The organism is Mastigocoleus sp. MO_188.B34 (assembly GCF_030065675.1).
In the GTDB taxonomy this organism is placed as follows: Bacteria; Cyanobacteriota; Cyanobacteriia; order Cyanobacteriales; family Nostocaceae; genus Mastigocoleus.
The window spans coordinates 17,551-33,808 of sequence record NZ_JASJDK010000047.1; the positions used below are offsets into that span (position 1 = coordinate 17,551).

Genomic DNA, 16,258 nt, shown 5'->3' on the forward strand with positions numbered 1-16,258 from the left:
CGAAATTAATTAGCAAAAATACATTGTCATTCTAGTGATTTTCTCAATCAACGAACAAAAAATTATCCTGACATTACTCAACTCACCGTTGAAGAAAGAAAAATAACCAAATAAAGTATGTAGATTTAGATTGTGCGATCGGTAAGTGAAACTTCATACTGAAGCAAATTTGTATAAGTGAACGAAAAAACTGTGCGTAAGTCTTATTTACACCACAAGAATGAAAAATTATAAATCACTGATCGTATGAGAAACAATCTGCATCACTCCACGTCATCAAACACAACTGCTTGAAGAGGAAATCGAAGCTATGACTAGCTTTCGTCGTTGGAAAAATGGAACTGCTGCATTTCTTGCAATAGCAATCTCCACAGGGACAATAACTCCTTTATTTACCTTGAATCGGGCAAACGCCCAAGTAATTTTCGGAGAGCCAAGGAGAGTTTCAATCTCTGCTGGAGCAACTCTTCCTGTTACCTATGAAAAAGATAAAATTGTTGTTGCTCCTGATGAAACTCTGGATTTAACTTTAAAAGTTGCAAGTGATATTGTTGACAGGTCTGGTAATCTCTTAATTCCCAAAAATACTGAAATTAAAGGTGAATTGAGACCTGCAAGCGATCGAGATTCAGATAAAGGTTCCCAGTTTGTAGCTGAAGAGTTAATTTTTCCTAACGGAGATCGTCAATCCATTGACGCAGCTTCGGATGTAGTCACGAACATAGAAAAAATTAAAAAAGGTTCTGACTCAAGCAAAATATTGCAAGATGCGGCTATCGGTGCGGGTGCTGCTGCTGTCATAGAATTGCTTACAGGTGACAGGGATATAGATATTTTAGGTCCAGTAGCTGGTGCTGGTGCTGGTGCTTTAGCAAGCGTTCTGTTACGAAAGAAAACAGTTGAAGTTGTTGTCATCAATCCCGAAAAAGATTTAGATGTCACCCTAGATTCGGATTTAGTAATTTCCTTATCTCGTAATTAATAATTTTTTCGCTTTCTTTTTAACCTTAATCATCCTGTTAATGGGGTTCTTTTAATAAGAACCCTTTTTTTTATGCGTTTTGACAATACTGAGATTGAATTAAAATTCAGCAATATTTACGGTAATACACCGTTTTAGGATATTGACTATTTTCTAATTTGTAGTGTAAATCCTAGGGAAAAGCTACTAAGAGAAAATACGAAGTACATTGATTCATATATAGGGTTAATCCGCAAATTTTCGTTGGTACAAGTCTGCATAATACATTTAAAATAACTGTGGGTAAGGTGGAATTGTAAGAGTCACTAACAATAATCAATTCATATTTACTCCCATGTGTAGTTTATTTTCTCATTTAGTTAAGAAAACCTAAAAAATATATTTTAGAAAAAACAAGCAACTATTTGATTGGGAATACGTCAAGATTGATTTAATTATTTCCCTGCATTTTCAACAATATTTTTATTCAGACAAACTATGATTTTTTATTGGTCTAAAATGGAACATTTTATTTCGAGTATTGTCTGAATAATTAACAGAATAAAACAGAATAAATTGGGGTTAAAATAAATGTTTGGAAAATCTAGTTGGCAGTCTAAATGTGCTGCAGTTATGGCAATTGGAATTACAGCCGGAAGTATTGCACCATTAGTTGCTTCTGCACCTGCTTTGGCTCAATCTAATTTTTATGATGTTTCATCTAATTACTGGGCTGCAGAATTTATTCAAGAGTTAGCACGACGAGATGTCATTGCTGGATTTCCTGACGGTTCTTTTCGTCCAGAGCAACCAGTCACCCGGGCTCAATTCGCTGCGATGATTCGTAAAGCTTTCCAAAAAGCACCCGAACGTAGAGCAGTTAATTTCAACGACGTATCCAGAAATTATTGGGCTTATGGTGCAATTCAAGAAGCTTATACCACAGGTTTCTTATCTGGATATCCCGGTAATCGCTTCGCACCCAATCAAAATATTCCTCGGGAACAGGTCTTAGTTTCCCTTGCTAACGGCTTAGATTACAGCCCAAGCAATAACTCAATCAATACACTGCAGTATTACAACGATTCGTTTAATATTTCCAACTACGCTCGTCGTCCAATTGCTGCAGCAACAGAAAAACAAATAGTAGTTAACTACCCTAACGTTCAGTCCCTTAACCCTAAAGCAACAGCAACAAGAGCCCAAGTTGCAGCGTTTATTTATCAAGCATTGGTTAGTAACAACCAAGCATCAGCAATCTCTTCCCCCTATATCGTAGCTTTTAACTCATCTCCATCCACTCCTGTTGCGGTTACTATTCCTGCAGAAACCGTAATTCCTGTGAAATACGACAAAGCAGAAAAAATTCTGGTAACAAAAGATGAGACTGCACCTTTAACCCTCACGGTATCTCAAAACGTAATTACAGACAGAGGAGATATTGTAATTCCTGCTGGTAGCCAAGTCATAGGGGAACTCAAGCCTGCTGAAGGTGGCTCCCAATTTGTAGCTCAAAAATTAGTTTTAACTTCTGGTCAAGAGTACAGTATCGATGCAAATTCAGAAGTGATTACTAAAACTGAAACAGTCAAAAAAGGTAGTAGACTTCGCTCCACTATCAAAAATGCAGCCCTTGGTGCAGGTGCAGCAGCAGCGATCGCAGGAGTCACAGGCGATCGCGCAATTGCAACAGAAGAAGTCTTAGGTGGTGCTGCAGTTGGTAGTTTGGTTGGTTTGTTCTTTGGGAAAAAGAGTGTTGACCTGATTGTCATCGATCCAGATACCGACCTGCAAATGACAATCGAAGAACAGTTTGAAGTCTCATTAAGATGATTGTCTTGGAACTCAGGAATCAGGACAGAAGTAATGAGTAATGAGTAATAAGTAACAAGTAATAAGTAATAAGTAATGAATTCGGATTTATGGGATAGCTTTAGCCAACACAACTGCGTTATTGTCCGGTGAATGCTTATAAATTATTGCAATTAAGAACTTCCCATATGCCGCTTGCGGTGGCACGCAGTGCTAACGCCAATCCCTAACTCCCAATCCCTAATCGCCTAACCCCCAACAGACGGTAACCAAATTAGAAATGTAGTTCCCGGTTGATCGGATAATGTGATTGCTGAATTCAAAGCAGGGCTAAAAATCTGAATCTCGCCCTGCATTTGCTCTATCAATTGTTTGGCGATAGTTAAACCCAATCCCGTACCAGGAATCTCTGTTTCAGCTTGCGCTCCACGATAACCGCGTTCGCCAATATGTTTTAGATCCATTTGCGAAATACCAGGACCATTGTCACTGATAGCTATTCCTTGAAAGCCATCTTTTTCATGACCTACTGTAATCGCAACCTTACCACCAGCAGGAGTATACTTCAAAGCATTGTCAATAATATTACTAAGAACTTCCCTTAAAGCTTTAAAATTAGCATTTACAGGAGATAAATTGGCAGGTATTTCTGCTGTTAATCCCAAACCCCTCTCCTGGGCTATTGCACGAGCAGAAATCAATAAAGGGTCTAATATATCCTCCAAATAGCATTCACTCCCTTCCTCGCCAGCTCCGGGCAATAATAATGGCACCTCTGAAGAAGGTTGTTGTACAGCTGCGTTCACTAAGACTTTATCCCCCGGTAACTTAGGAGCAACTATATCTGCTGTCGTAAGGTTAATAGCTTCGTCAAAATGAATGAGTAATTCTCTTAGGCGATCGCTCTCCCGAATAATTGATGTCGCAACATCTCTGTTTGCATCCCCTGGACGCAGACGCTTGGCTAATAACTTGCCAAAAGTTCGCAGTGCTGTAAGTGGATTGCGAAATTGATGCAATAAATTATCTAATAAATCCTGTTGCTTCTCCTGCAAGATTTGTTGTTTTTCTAGCTCAGAACGCAACCATGCTTGTCGCCGATCCAAAATGCAGGCGATCACTAGTGTTCTTGCAACCCTTTCAATTTCATCTTTTTCGCTATCTTTCCAGGCACGGTCATCCCTTACAGTCACAAATAACCCCATAATTGCATTTTCATGAACTAGGGGTAAAACAATTTGGTCCCCACGGAATAAGTATTCATCTTGGGAGTGCAAATTCTCTTCATCTCTTCCCTTAGATTCTTGCGGAACTGAAATTAATTCTTGTACACCTGTTAATAACTTCTGATTCAGATTAGGCAAAACCTTCTTTTTATCACTTTCTTGCCATAATCCTGTTTCTGGATAAACCGCAATTGGTACAAATTTTGCTTCGCTTATTGAAGAGGCTTCTACCAATTCTTGGGTCAAATACACTATGCTCAAAGACGCTCCCAGCCCTTGGGCTAACAGTGCCATCTGCTCTCTGCAAAGAGCTACATACTCAGAACTGGCGGTGCTTAACATTTTGTAACGCTTACTTGCAATCAATAACTAGAAGAATAAAATATATTTGTTTTTCTCTTCCTATAAAGATTAATTAAATCACTGAAAGTTACGCATTCCCCAAATGTATTATATATCAATATTCTAATGGTTTATATTCGTTTAAAGATATTATTTCTATGGTATGCAAAAGTTAAAAGCAGTTGATTTTTAGGTTTAAAACTTTTATAATTACGACGGGTTTTGTAGCTATCACTACAATCTATTAAGCTTGAAAGAGGAGGAAAATAGGTTGGCTAGGAGACGCAAGCGCAAGAGTCGTCGTCGCCAAGAAGGACGTCGTATTTTAGAGAATGTGCCTCAGTTTAGCATAGAAAGTGGCGATGATAAGCCTGTAACAGCAGCAAGGAAATTTATTCAAGCAGAAGGTATTGTCCCACCAGCTTTGTTACTTGTAAAGCGTAATGAGCATACAACCGATCGTTATTTTTGGGCAGAAAAAGGACTGTTCGGTGCTCAATACGTTGAAGAAAACCACTTTTTATTCCCTAGTTTGAGGACATTAGAGGAGGATTCTACTCGAGAAATGCTAGCCGTTGTAGCTGCTGTTCGTTAGTCAAAGGGGCGATAATTTTATTTTTGTCTCTCCTTTAGAGTTTGAATACAGTTCTTAAAAACTATTAACTGGCAAAAGTGCTTAGTTTGCATCTAAAATTCAGATTTTTTTAAACTTTTTTGCAAGATTGCCAGTAAATTAGTTCCTTAATGAATTAAGGGCAATTTTGACTACCCTCAACTGCCGTTTTGTTACGGGGTAGATTTTGACACAAAAGAATGCACCAAACAATCGCAATGAAGCAAATTATCCCAAGTAAAGCGTTGGTATATCATCCACGATATTGCCTGGGGTAATTTGTTGTAAATGCTTCCGAGCTACCCTAACCTTAGTATGCTCGTCTTGTCACTAAGTGTACTCTTTCAAGAAAGATTGTTTTTCTCCACGATATTACATCGTGGAGATTCATAAAGTTTTTGTTTGTAATTCTCCCAATTTTCTGTCTTTCAAGAACTGAAACTCAAACTCCCAGGCTTGTTACGAACAGTATTGAGTTATTCAACAGTTTTCAACTGTAATGTCCGCTGTAACTCTATGAGTTCATCCCGGTGGGCTATTACAGTTATTTTGCTTGGGAATTTTTGTTTGCTATCGCTTGCTTCCAGTCGAAGCAAAACATTCTCAAGCTTTTTAGCTTTTTTCCAATAAAATATACCGCTTGCAGGTGAAAGTAAGACTATCCCCAAAAAAGCAATACTGAAGCGGGGGAAAAGCTGCGATAAAACCAGCGAAATACACAATAAACCAATTGCTGATAATAGCGTGAGAAAAACAGCTAGAAACCAGCTAGGTCTGACAAAGCCAGTCATGGTCACTTGGTTCGCTTGCGGGTCTACCGCTGTCACTCGGTAAGACCTCGCTTTAAAATAATCCTGCAACTGAGGCATTAAAGTAGCTTCATCTTTTTCTGATGCCAGTTGGGCTGTTTGTGTACGGTCTTTAGTCGATGCACGAATAAAGAAGAATTGACCGACACAAAGCAATAAAGTTAGCAACAACGTAGATGGCAGGATAGGGGTATCCATGGCTAATTTAGTTCCGTAATGGAGGCGACTTGTTCATTATTAATTATTGGCTAATTTGTCCTCTTACTGATGTACTGTTGCCATAGATTTGCTAAGTCTTGTGCTTGAGTTTGCCATTGGGGAGAAACTTGGTACATCCGTCGAGGACGTCCGCGTCCCTCGAGTTTTTTCCAATAACCGGTTATAGCCTTTTCGTCTTCCAAAAATTTGATTGCACTATAAAGCACTGTATCTGAAAGTCGATAGGTGGTGTATTCGGTTTCTAGTTTTTGGATCAACTCGGTTCCGTATGATTCCCCTTGTAACAAAACATACAATATATAACAGACTGCTAGTTCTTGACAAAGGTAAGTTGGCGGAGGATTCTCAAAGTACTGATATATATCCTCAAGTCTCATGGTTAATGAATGGCTAAAAAATATGCCCGATGATTGAGCCTAAATCTCGATTGTGAGTATATAGTGCAATCCCTCAATAAGTAAGTGTATAACGCTACTTAAACTGAATTGCCAAACCGCAAACGGAATAAAGTAATGTTTACACTAACACCTTAGGGAAAGATTAGGCAGCACAGGGGCTATAAGAGTATACAATTACTCAACCTATAGGCTGCATGTGAGGAGCATTTGCTGACAGCAGCATTGCTACCGTCTGTGTGTCGAGTGATGCCGAGCGTGTGAGGACTGCCTAAGCATAAAATGGCACCTAAGCAATTTTAAAGGCAAAATGCGTTTTTTTACATAAAAATTAACAAATACTTTGTTTGACGGTAATTATCCCAGTATTACTGGTTAAAGATGAAGCATCTTTTGCTGTTTATTTCAAAGTACTTGTACTTAAGCCTTTGTTAGCTAGACTTCTCGTACCTACACTTACTACAGTGTAAATATTTTTTTTAGTGTCAGCAGGGTGTAACTCCTCACAGAGGTATTTGAGTTGATATCAAATGATTGTAGATAATCTGCAGCCTGATAGTTATGTGCAACATTTTCAAAAAATTAATTTTAGATATAATTTACTCCCTTACCGATGTAATTTATGAAGTTTTACTCCCTATGATGGCGTTACCTCAATGGTAATAAACCAATGCAAAAGGATTACTAGAACTTAAATAGCCACAAGTATCATGCAAGTAAAGGGTTTAATCTCATCACTTTGGTCGAGTTTTGGTTAATCAATTCAAACATAATTATCAGTATTAATTACAGATTCTGCGTACTTGAAATATTATGAAAGCGTACTTGAAATATTATGAAAGCAATGTGATAAGTGTCATAGTGAATTTATCAAACGCCTAGCACGTGGGCGTTCAGTATATGTCAGATAGGTCCGATACCCAATCCTCTTCTACGAATATCCGCTCAATCGGTCAAACTTTTCGCCTTACTGGTTGGATAAGTTTTTGGACTCAATTGGTGCTAGGTGTCATAGCGGGAGGAATTTTACTATTTGCTATTTTCAGTCAAGGAACTGGAGGTAGAAACAATAATCCAGGCACTGGATTTGGTGTATTCTTTGCTTTTGCTGGAATCGTTGCCTTAATGGGGGGTGTATTTATTGCTTTTCGTTACATGCAAACTGGCAGAAAACTTTTATCTGCTAATCCTGTCAATCGTCCACGCAAAGCTGAAACAGTGCAAGTTTTACGATTGGGGATGATAGTGCATTTTGTTGGTATGCTGTTGACTTTATTCGGCGCACAGGCAATTATTGGTACTTTATTTGCTAAAGCCCTAACTTCGCAGCCAATAAGTACTGGAGTTTTTACTCAACGTGACCCCAGCCAAACTGTTCAAGCTTTAGATCTTCTTGTCGTTCAAGCAAACACCAACACGATTACAGCACATTTTGCTGGGTTAGTGGCTTCCGTTTGGTTGCTTAATCGCATAACCCGGTAGGTAGATTAGGGAAAATATTTAATAATTCTCCACTAATCAAAATATGTTGATAAAAACATTGGTACTAAAATATGAGTACTAAATATCGGGAAAGTAAATCGATTTTTGTAAAACTGAGTAAATTCTAAATAAATGAATATGAAGGAGAATCTAGTCAATAGACTTTCCTTTTTCATTTGTTTTTTTATTTTTCGTTGATTTTTTAATTGATCGGTTTTTTGTGTCCCATGACAGTAAGCACATAAATTAGGACATAATGTTTTGCTTCAAAGGGAACAGCGAACAGGAAAATCATGACCAGAAGATGTAGTGCGATGAAATCCTTCAGAAAACCTTTGGAACTAAAATGTAGGTTCTAGTGGTCTGTCCCATTAAATATGACGGATTCGTTTTCCTAAAAATCCTGTAGAGACGTTGCAGAGCCTGCGGCGTCTCTGCATGCCCAAAATAATCATGGTTAAACCTTAACTGAACCGTATTGAATTAACAGGTACCAAAATAGGATTTGGTATAACTATGGAGCAAAGAGAAAATAGCAAAAAATTACTCCATAACTATAAAAATGAAGAGCATATATTTCTAACCTTCTTTAATACAGCAGTTACAGTCAGTCAAAATTGCTATATTCTGTTGTGTTGGCAGACAATCAATAATTTAGCAGAAAACTGAGAAAAATCCGTGCTCGATATCAAGCAAATAAGGGAAAACCCAGCATTTGTGCAAGAAAAGTTGGCTCTTCGTGGCGATCGCTACGACCTTCAACCGATAATTGAGTTGAATCAAAAACAACGCGAATTAGAAGGGAAGCGGAACCAACTTCAAGCACGCAGCAATGAAATTGCTAAAACTATCCCGACAAAAATCAAAGCGGGTAGCGACCCTAAAGGTGATGAAATTAAAGCTTTACGGGAGGAAGGCTCTTCCATTAAGGCTGAAATCGGTCAGCTAGAACCTCAAGAAAAAGAACTGTTGGGTAAAATCGAGGAGCTTTTATTGGCTCTTCCTAATTTACCCGGTGACTCAACTCCTGTGGGTAAGAGCGAGGAAGAAAATGTAGAGATTCGACGTTGGGGAGATGAATACATTCCCAAAAATGAGAATATACTTCCCCATTGGGAAATTGCTGATAAATTAGGTATTCTCAATGTTGAACGGGCTGTAAAGATAGCACAAAGCCGTTTTGTAGCACTGTTTGGGGCTGGTGCAGCATTAGAAAGGGCGTTAATTCAATTTATGCTCGATCGTCAGATAGAAGCTGGATATTTGGAAGTTATTCCACCAGTTTTAGTAAACACTGAATCTTTGACAGCAAGCGGACAGTTACCCAAATTTGCTGAAGAAAGTTTCAAATGTGGGGCTGATGATTTGTGGTTAGCACCGACTGCAGAAGTGTCTTTGGTCAACCTTTATCGAGGAGAAATTTTATCTGCGGAGGACTTACCAATTTATCACTGTGCTTACACTCCCTGTTTTCGTAGAGAAGCTGGAAGTTATGGGCGCGATATGCGCGGTTTAATTCGTTTACACCAATTCAATAAAGTAGAATTAGTAAAATTTGTCGCTCCAGATGATTCTTTTGAGGAATTAGAAAAAATACTCAAAGATGCAGCAGCTATTTTAGAAGCATTGGAGTTACCTTATCGAGTATTAGAATTGTGTACCGGAGATTTGGGATTTTCCTCAACCAAAACCTATGATTTAGAAGTTTGGTTACCTTCAGCCGGTACTTATCGAGAAATTTCTAGTTGTTCTAACTGTATAGACTTCCAAGCACGAAGGGGCAATATTCGCTTTAAAGAAACTGGTAAAAAGGGAACCCAATTTGTCCATACTCTTAACGGCTCTGGTTTAGCAGTAGGAAGAACAATGGCAGCAATTTTGGAAAATTATCAACAACCAGACGGAACTGTCAGAGTACCAAAAGCACTACAACCTTATTTGAAGCGGGAGATATTGTGAAGTAGGGACTGGGGACTGGCGACTAGGGATTGGCGACTAGGGTTGGGAAAATAAATTCTGAACGATTTGAACGATTATTAATCATAAATCTCTCATCACTAATTCCTAATCCCTTATATGACGCTGTAGACACGCTCAATGTCTGTACTTACGCCCCACGCACGCGTCACGCAATACCTAACGGTACGCTTGCGCTAGCTAGCTAAGCCCTAATGCTAATCCCCCAATCCCTAATCCCTAATAGCTAATCCCCAAAAAATATCATTCGAACCCATTCCGGGCTGTAACAGATCTTAAAATAAGAATATGTATTTCCTAATCTATTGATGAGGGAAGTAATTAAGCCGCTACATTGCTCTTTCAGGGCTTTGGTAAGTGGCATATAACTGTGCTTGTAAGAAGAATATCTTGCAAACAGAAGGTTGTATAGTAAAATGCAATATTTTTCTGTAAAACCTGTAACTATAACCCAATAAATTCACTAGTTATTCCTATGTCAGTTTTAGCAGCTTTCGCGGCGATCGCAGTTGTGCTGGTTTTAGTTTTTGTCCACGAACTCGGACATTTTCTTGCAGCTCGCTTCCAAGGGATTCACGTTAACCGATTTTCAATTGGTTTTGGTCCAATAATTTTGAAATATGAGGGAGCGAAAACAGAATATGCTGTTCGGGCTTTTCCTTTGGGTGGATTTGTAGCTTTTCCTGACGATGACCCGGATAGTGATATTCCTCGTAATGACCCTAATTTATTAAGCAACCGCCCTATCTTAGATCGGGCAATTGTCATCAGTGCTGGAGTGATAGCAAACTTAATATTTGCTTATTTGTTATTAGTATCTCAAGTGAGCTTTGTTGGTATCCAGCAAATTGTTGATACTAAGCCTGGTATTGTCATCGAACAACTCGCACCAGAAGTAAGTTCTGCAGCGACTGATGCAGGAATTAAAGTAGGAGATGTAGTCTTAGCAGCAAACAGCCAGCAATTTGATGATTCGCCAACAGAAATAGAAAGTTTTCAGAAAATCGTCAAAAATAATGCTGGAAAAGAAATCCAACTACAAATTTCCCGTGGTGAAGAACAACTATCTTTAACCGTAGTTCCTGAAGCTAAAACTAGTGGCGGTACTATTGGAGTTGGATTGACACCTAATGTTAAAACTGAGCGCAAACCAGTACGGGATGTTGTCAAAGCTTTTAGTCTTGGTGCTACTGAGTTTCAGCGCATCGTTACCATGACATTTCAAGGTTTTGGTCAATTAGCTACTAACTTCCAAGAAACAGCTAACGACCTGGCAGGACCAGTTAAAATTGTAGAAATTGGGGCTAACATTGCTCAAAATGATGTCGGAAATTTATTTTTCTTTGCTGCTTTAATTAGCATCAACCTAGCAATTATTAATATTTTGCCTTTACCTGCTTTGGATGGGGGACAATTAGCTTTTCTAATGATTGAAGGTGTAATGGGTAAGCCATTACCCAGCAAGATTCAAGAAGGAGTCATGGGAACGGGTTTTGTGCTGATTCTAGGATTGGGGATTTTTCTTATTGTTAAAGAGACTACCCAGCTTTTATATCAAGCACTCAATTAGATTTCTCAGGGGATAAGAACGTCTATAATACCCAAAAATCATTAATTATTTATTTATGGGTGCAAAAGCAGGTGAGTGGTAAAACAAAACGTTCATCTCAAAAAATTAGGGCGCTGGAGATTCTTATACGCTTGAAGCGTTTGTATCCGGATGCAACTTGTTCTTTAACCCACAACTCACCGGTGCAGTTATTAGTCGCAACTATTCTTTCCGCTCAGTGTACGGATGAGCGTGTGAATAAGGTGACACCCGATTTGTTTGCGCGATTTCCCGATGCAGAAAGCTTAGCAAATGCTGATTTAGAAGAGTTAGAGCAATTAGTGCGTTCCACAGGTTTTTATCGTAATAAAGCTAAAAATATCCGAGCTGCTTGTCGAAAAATAGTTGATGAATTTGACGGTCAGGTTCCCGGACGTATGGAAGATTTATTGCAGCTTTCTGGTGTTGCGAGAAAAACTGCTAATGTTGTTCTTGCCCATGCATTTGGGATTAATGCAGGAGTCACTGTAGATACTCACGTTAAACGTTTAAGTCAACGCTTGGGTTTTACCAAGCATCAAGATGCTGTCCGCATCGAACGCGATTTAATGAAACTTTTACCGCAAGCAGATTGGGAAAATTGGTCTATCAGGTTGATATACCATGGTCGAGCTATATGTAAGGCGCGTTCTCCTGCTTGTGAGGTTTGTCAGTTAGCGGATATTTGTCCTTCGGCTAATATTGGGTAATGGGTAATGGGTAATAGGTAACGGGTAATTGGTGAAAAATTTTGCTTGGGTGAGAATTACCTGATCGCTAGTTTCTAACTACCAATTTCTAATTACCAATTTCTAATTACCAATTTCCGGTAATCAATTTCTAGTAATCAATTTCTAGAATTTATGTCACAAGGCATTCCATTCGCTAAAATAGACTGTGCTGTTTTATAAAACAACTACTAGAACTTATGGCAAAAAAAGGTATGGTTGAGCGCGAAAAAAAGCGCGCTAAGTTAGTAGCAAAGTACGCAGCTAAGCGGGAAGCATTGCTAGAAGAGTTTAGAACTACAGAAGACCCATTGGATAAGCTGGAAATCCACCGGAAAATCCAACGTCTTCCCCGTAATAGTTCTCCTACTCGTCGCCAGAATCGTTGCTGGGTGACTGGTCGTCCTAGAGGTGTTTACCGTGACTTTGGTCTTTGCCGAAATGTACTGAGAGATTGGGCGCACCAAGGACTTTTACCAGGTGTAGTTAAGTCTAGCTGGTAAATAAAAGTAAGAAGTAAGAAGTAAGAAGTAAGAAGTAAGAAGTAAGAAGTAAGAAGTAATCTAATAATTTTACTTTTTACTCCTAACTCTTTACTTTTTAGTTTTTATTGTCCGCAACATTTATCAATCCCTAAACTTTCCAAAAGAAGATCGCTAACAGCATTAGCGATCGCAAACTCTCCATAGAAACTTTTGGAAAAATCAAAGGACTGCATTTCAGTCACAATTGCGATCGTTAGAGAACCTAAATCGTTTTCTCCTTCCATTCTTTGGCGCATAAAAATTTGTGCTGCTCGTTGTGCTATTTCTTCATTGATAGCTTCGGGAATAAATTCAGTATTCAGCCAAGAATGTAAACTTGTTTGTAACCATTCTCCCTCCTGCTCGGGATTTTCTGCTGGTGGTAGGGTGATTGGTGGAATTGGTTCAGTCATTTTTTTATGTTTTGTATTTAACGCAAACTCAAACAAATTAAACTCAAATAAATTAAAACAGGTTTGATTTCACACATATAGGATTATGGTTTGATTATTGAAAATAATTAAGTATTGTAAGGTCTGTTAGACGGAACTTCGTAAAACACCAAAAGCTTATGAGTGCTGCGTTACGCTATCGCTAACACACCCTATGTATCTTTAAGCGCGAAGCGCAGGCTAACCGTCAACAAAATTCAAATATGATTCCTATATATTTCAAAGAGATATATCAAGGAGACATATCAAAAATATACTTCACAGAAAATTATCTGTAGATCGATATCTTTCACTTTTGGAGAACTACTAAAAAAATGATACTTAAAATAATCATATTTTGACTTGTCAGGATAAAGATTTTGGTTCTGTTTTTCCTCAGAGCTTAGAAAATAAAAAACTTTACAAATTTGAGTGATACAAACATTAATTTTTGTGAATATTAATTTTTATATAATGATTTAGAATTGATTGCTAAATCACTTCAATACGAGGTGTTTATTCGCATTTTATCTGGCTTGTAATCTATGAGATATAATGTCTCTGCCATCATTGAAGGGTATGCCCAAGGCTATTTCCTGATGGGTGATGATGATAATAACTTGGGATGGTATGGCAGCCGCGATCGCACTTTAATTCCTTTGGATGAAGGTTTCCGTTATCCTAAATCTTTACGACGTGTTATCAATCAAAATAAGTTTAGCGTTGCTATTAATCGTGACTTTCAATCTGTTGTTAATGGTTGTGCCGATCGGGATACCACCTGGATTTCACCCGAGTTAAAAGAAATTTATCAAGAATTACACCACAGTGGTTGGGCGCATAGCTTTGAAACTTGGGAAGGGGATGAACTTGCAGGGGGAATTCTCGGAATTGCGATCGGCGGTGCTTTCATTGGCGAATCAATGTTTTACCGCATACCCGACGGTTCTAAAGTTGCTATGGTAAAGCTAGTAGAAAGACTGCGAGAAAAGAAATTTATTATATTTGATGCTCAAATGATGAATCCCCACTTAGAAAGATTTGGGGCTTATGGTATTGGCGATTTAGAATATCAAGATTTACTTACTAAAGCTGTAGCAATGACTCAATTAAGTTTTGTATAGCCTGAAGAATTATCTGTTTTCTATTTCCCGTTCCCTGTTCCCTTTTAACGCAAAACTCCATCACCATAAATGATATCCAAATCGCAAGATGATATCCAAATCGCAGCTAATCGCCTCAATAATATTGCATTCTAACTTCCCGTAATATTAACAAGCTCACAAATAATTAAACTTAGGAAATTTCAATTATTTAATTTCCCAAAACCAATGACAGAGCTTTTATTAAACGTTGATTATTCTCATCATTCAACACAGCAACCCGAAAATAATTATCTCCTAGTTCGGCAAAACTCTTGCAGTTACGGATCAAAATGTGATGTTCCTTGAGCAAGCGTTCTTGAAGTTGGATAACACTGTGCTGGGAACGCACCAGTAAGAAATTTGCAGCACCAGGTAAAGGTTCCAATCCGGGTAAACTGGCTAGATTTTGAAACAATTTTTTGCGTGTCGGTGCAAGCCATTCCCAAGTTTGGTTTTGAAAATCCTTATCTTTCAAAGCTGCGATCGCTGCAGCTACAGCTAAAGAATTTACAGACCAAGGATCGCGCCATCTATCCCAACGACTCAAGTAGTCAGGATGAGCAATTGCATATCCCAAGCGTAACCCTGCCATACTGTAAAACTTAGTTAGCGATCGCAAAATAATTAAATTTGGATATTTTTCCACCATCCCAATTAAGCTTTGCTCTTGGTCTGGCGGTAAAAAATCCATAAAAGCTTCATCAACTACAACTAAAGGTAATTTCTCCAGGTAGGGCAGAATTGCTTGCCGCGACCACAACTTTCCGGTTGGATTATGAGGGTTATTAAGCAGCAAGCCATGCCTTGAAGATAAAGCAAAATCGTTAAGAGGAAGAGAAGACAAAGGTTGAGTAAAACTTACCTTTTCCATGTCTTCCCAATTTCCTTCTTCTTTAGCATGATTTTGTCTTGCCAAAGAAAAAGGAAACTCCAGTACTTTCGCATCATAAGCAGCTAATGCTCGATAATAATCGCCAAAGGCTGGAGTAATTAAAGCTGTTGCGGCAAATTTGGCAAATTCTCTACCAACATACGTAAGTAATTCTGCAGAACCGTTACCGGGCAAAATCCACTCATAACTCAGTTGGTGATATTGACTCAGTGCTCGTCTGAGTTCTGTGTAATTAGGGTCTGGATAGTGCTTTATATAACCCATGTGAGACGAAATAGCAGTTAAACTGCTATGGGGAGGTCCCAAGGGGCTAATACTGGCAGAAAAATCCAGAATCAAATCCTGTGGACAGCCAGTGATCGCAGCTGCCCAAACTAGATTACCCCCATGTCCTCTTTGCCGCACCAAAAAGTAGTTGCTCCCAAGACTAGTTATGATTTTGGGGGCGCAACTCTTTCTCTGAACATTTTTCCTGCAGAGAAGGCGGGAACCTTAGTTGCGGGGATTTCCATTTTTTCATTGGTTTTGGGGTTACGACCTTCACGAGCTTTACGTTCCCGTGACTCAAAAGAACCAAATCCAACTAGGGTGACCTTATCGCCAGAGGAAACAGCTTCAATGATGGTCTCTAATGCTGCGCTAAGGACTGCATCAGCTTGCTTTTTGGTTACGCTAGCCTTTTCAGATACAGCATCAACTAATTCACCTTTATTCATGTCAAACTCCTTGAAATTTACTTGAGATTATTTATTGATACATCCAGACGTATGTTTACTGAAATCTCTGTTTAGAGATTTACCAAAAAAAGTTTTTTTGAGTATTTATGCCTAAAAGGGCTGTAACTCCTGTTGGCTGAACTTTTCAATGAATCATTCTAATAGGTACAAGCCAGAAGTGGATAGATGAAACCATTAATTTATATAGATTTCAGGATTCGTTGTTATTTTCTGGCTGTTGTTTTCCTAAAAACCCACCTCCGAGTAGGAAAAAATACTTAGTAAAAACCCCTATCCCGAAAGGAATAGGGCAAACTAGGGGATAAAAAATCGAAATTTAATGGAATTGTAAAGAGGTGACAATTCTTTACAAAATATTTTTAACAATAGTCCAAGAA

At 38.5% G+C, this 16,258-nt stretch carries 15 protein-coding genes; 9 read left to right on the plus strand and 6 right to left on the minus strand.

What is annotated here, in order from left to right; genetic code table 11:
• Positions 1-310: 310 nt before the first annotated feature.
• Together QNJ50_RS13520 and QNJ50_RS13525 are read left to right on the plus strand one after the other, a co-directional pair.
• Positions 311-982, plus strand: a complete 672-nt coding sequence (locus QNJ50_RS13520; RefSeq protein WP_300635991.1) for a conjugal transfer protein TrbI — start codon at positions 311-313, stop codon at positions 980-982.
• A gap of 570 nt (positions 983-1,552) precedes the next feature.
• Positions 1,553-2,794, plus strand: coding sequence for an S-layer homology domain-containing protein (locus QNJ50_RS13525; RefSeq protein ID WP_300635993.1), 1,242 nt, complete (start codon positions 1,553-1,555; stop codon positions 2,792-2,794).
• A gap of 227 nt (positions 2,795-3,021) precedes the next feature.
• Here the strand turns inward: QNJ50_RS13525 and QNJ50_RS13530 are convergent, their stop codons facing one another.
• Positions 3,022-4,341, minus strand: coding sequence for a sensor histidine kinase KdpD (locus QNJ50_RS13530; protein ID WP_300635996.1), 1,320 nt, complete (start codon positions 4,339-4,341; stop codon positions 3,022-3,024).
• 271 nt (positions 4,342-4,612) lie between these two features.
• Between QNJ50_RS13530 and QNJ50_RS13535 the strand changes: the two genes are divergently transcribed.
• Complete coding sequence (locus QNJ50_RS13535) at positions 4,613-4,936, plus strand: DUF3155 domain-containing protein (protein WP_300635998.1); 324 nt, start codon at positions 4,613-4,615, stop codon at positions 4,934-4,936.
• Between the two features lie 494 nt (positions 4,937-5,430).
• Here QNJ50_RS13535 and QNJ50_RS13540 read toward each other — a convergent pair whose 3' ends face one another.
• Positions 5,431-5,961 (minus strand): cofactor assembly of complex C subunit B, encoded by a 531-nt coding sequence (locus QNJ50_RS13540; RefSeq protein WP_300636000.1) that lies wholly within the window; start codon positions 5,959-5,961, stop codon positions 5,431-5,433.
• Between the two features lie 50 nt (positions 5,962-6,011).
• Positions 6,012-6,359: a PadR family transcriptional regulator gene (locus tag QNJ50_RS13545; protein WP_027843223.1), complete on the minus strand. Its 348-nt coding sequence runs from the start codon at positions 6,357-6,359 to the stop codon at positions 6,012-6,014.
• 918 nt (positions 6,360-7,277) lie between these two features.
• Here QNJ50_RS13545 and QNJ50_RS13550 point away from each other — a divergent pair.
• The 5 genes from QNJ50_RS13550 to rpsN all read left to right on the plus strand — a co-directional run bounded on the left by QNJ50_RS13550 (position 7,278) and on the right by rpsN (position 12,655).
• Positions 7,278-7,859, plus strand: a complete 582-nt coding sequence (locus QNJ50_RS13550; protein WP_300636003.1) for a DUF3611 family protein — start codon at positions 7,278-7,280, stop codon at positions 7,857-7,859.
• A gap of 678 nt (positions 7,860-8,537) precedes the next feature.
• Positions 8,538-9,818: a serine--tRNA ligase gene (serS, locus tag QNJ50_RS13555; RefSeq protein ID WP_300636005.1), complete on the plus strand. Its 1,281-nt coding sequence runs from the start codon at positions 8,538-8,540 to the stop codon at positions 9,816-9,818.
• Positions 9,819-10,311: 493 nt separating this feature from the next.
• Positions 10,312-11,406: an RIP metalloprotease RseP gene (rseP, locus tag QNJ50_RS13560; RefSeq protein WP_300636007.1), complete on the plus strand. Its 1,095-nt coding sequence runs from the start codon at positions 10,312-10,314 to the stop codon at positions 11,404-11,406.
• 71 nt (positions 11,407-11,477) lie between these two features.
• Positions 11,478-12,134 carry an endonuclease III gene (gene nth / locus QNJ50_RS13565; RefSeq protein WP_300636009.1) on the plus strand — a complete coding sequence of 219 codons (657 nt, stop codon included), beginning with the start codon at positions 11,478-11,480 and terminating at the stop codon, positions 12,132-12,134.
• Between the two features lie 218 nt (positions 12,135-12,352).
• Positions 12,353-12,655 (plus strand): 30S ribosomal protein S14, encoded by a 303-nt coding sequence (rpsN, locus tag QNJ50_RS13570; protein ID WP_058183439.1) that lies wholly within the window; start codon positions 12,353-12,355, stop codon positions 12,653-12,655.
• Between the two features lie 104 nt (positions 12,656-12,759).
• Here the strand turns inward: rpsN and QNJ50_RS13575 are convergent, their stop codons facing one another.
• Positions 12,760-13,089, minus strand: a complete 330-nt coding sequence (locus QNJ50_RS13575) for a hypothetical protein (RefSeq protein WP_300636013.1) — start codon at positions 13,087-13,089, stop codon at positions 12,760-12,762.
• Positions 13,090-13,652: 563 nt separating this feature from the next.
• On the opposite strand from QNJ50_RS13575, the gene aat reads away from it, so the two are divergent.
• Positions 13,653-14,231 carry a leucyl/phenylalanyl-tRNA--protein transferase gene (gene aat / locus QNJ50_RS13580; RefSeq protein WP_300636015.1) on the plus strand — a complete coding sequence of 193 codons (579 nt, stop codon included), beginning with the start codon at positions 13,653-13,655 and terminating at the stop codon, positions 14,229-14,231.
• Between the two features lie 190 nt (positions 14,232-14,421).
• Here the strand turns inward: aat and cobD are convergent, their stop codons facing one another.
• Both cobD and QNJ50_RS13590 read right to left on the minus strand, forming a co-directional pair.
• Positions 14,422-15,549 carry a threonine-phosphate decarboxylase CobD gene (gene cobD, locus QNJ50_RS13585; RefSeq protein WP_300636055.1) on the minus strand — a complete coding sequence of 376 codons (1,128 nt, stop codon included), beginning with the start codon at positions 15,547-15,549 and terminating at the stop codon, positions 14,422-14,424.
• A 26-nt stretch (positions 15,550-15,575) separates the two neighbouring features.
• On the minus strand, positions 15,576-15,860 hold the full coding sequence (locus QNJ50_RS13590; RefSeq protein ID WP_027846537.1) for an HU family DNA-binding protein: 285 nt from the start codon (positions 15,858-15,860) through the stop codon (positions 15,576-15,578).
• Positions 15,861-16,258: the final 398 nt, after the last annotated feature.

Coding starts and splice junctions, on each gene's coding strand:
- aat (WP_300636015.1), top strand. CDS start 13,653: ATGAGATATAATGTCTCTGCCATCATTGAAGGGTATGCCCAAGGCTAT.
- QNJ50_RS13550 (WP_300636003.1), top strand. CDS start 7,278: ATGTCAGATAGGTCCGATACCCAATCCTCTTCTACGAATATCCGCTCA.
- rpsN (WP_058183439.1), top strand. CDS start 12,353: ATGGCAAAAAAAGGTATGGTTGAGCGCGAAAAAAAGCGCGCTAAGTTA.
- QNJ50_RS13540 (WP_300636000.1), bottom strand. CDS start 5,961: ATGGATACCCCTATCCTGCCATCTACGTTGTTGCTAACTTTATTGCTT.
- QNJ50_RS13545 (WP_027843223.1), bottom strand. CDS start 6,359: ATGAGACTTGAGGATATATATCAGTACTTTGAGAATCCTCCGCCAACT.
- QNJ50_RS13575 (WP_300636013.1), bottom strand. CDS start 13,089: ATGACTGAACCAATTCCACCAATCACCCTACCACCAGCAGAAAATCCC.
- QNJ50_RS13520 (WP_300635991.1), top strand. CDS start 311: ATGACTAGCTTTCGTCGTTGGAAAAATGGAACTGCTGCATTTCTTGCA.
- QNJ50_RS13530 (WP_300635996.1), bottom strand. CDS start 4,341: ATGTTAAGCACCGCCAGTTCTGAGTATGTAGCTCTTTGCAGAGAGCAG.
- rseP (WP_300636007.1), top strand. CDS start 10,312: ATGTCAGTTTTAGCAGCTTTCGCGGCGATCGCAGTTGTGCTGGTTTTA.
- QNJ50_RS13590 (WP_027846537.1), bottom strand. CDS start 15,860: ATGAATAAAGGTGAATTAGTTGATGCTGTATCTGAAAAGGCTAGCGTA.
- QNJ50_RS13525 (WP_300635993.1), top strand. CDS start 1,553: ATGTTTGGAAAATCTAGTTGGCAGTCTAAATGTGCTGCAGTTATGGCA.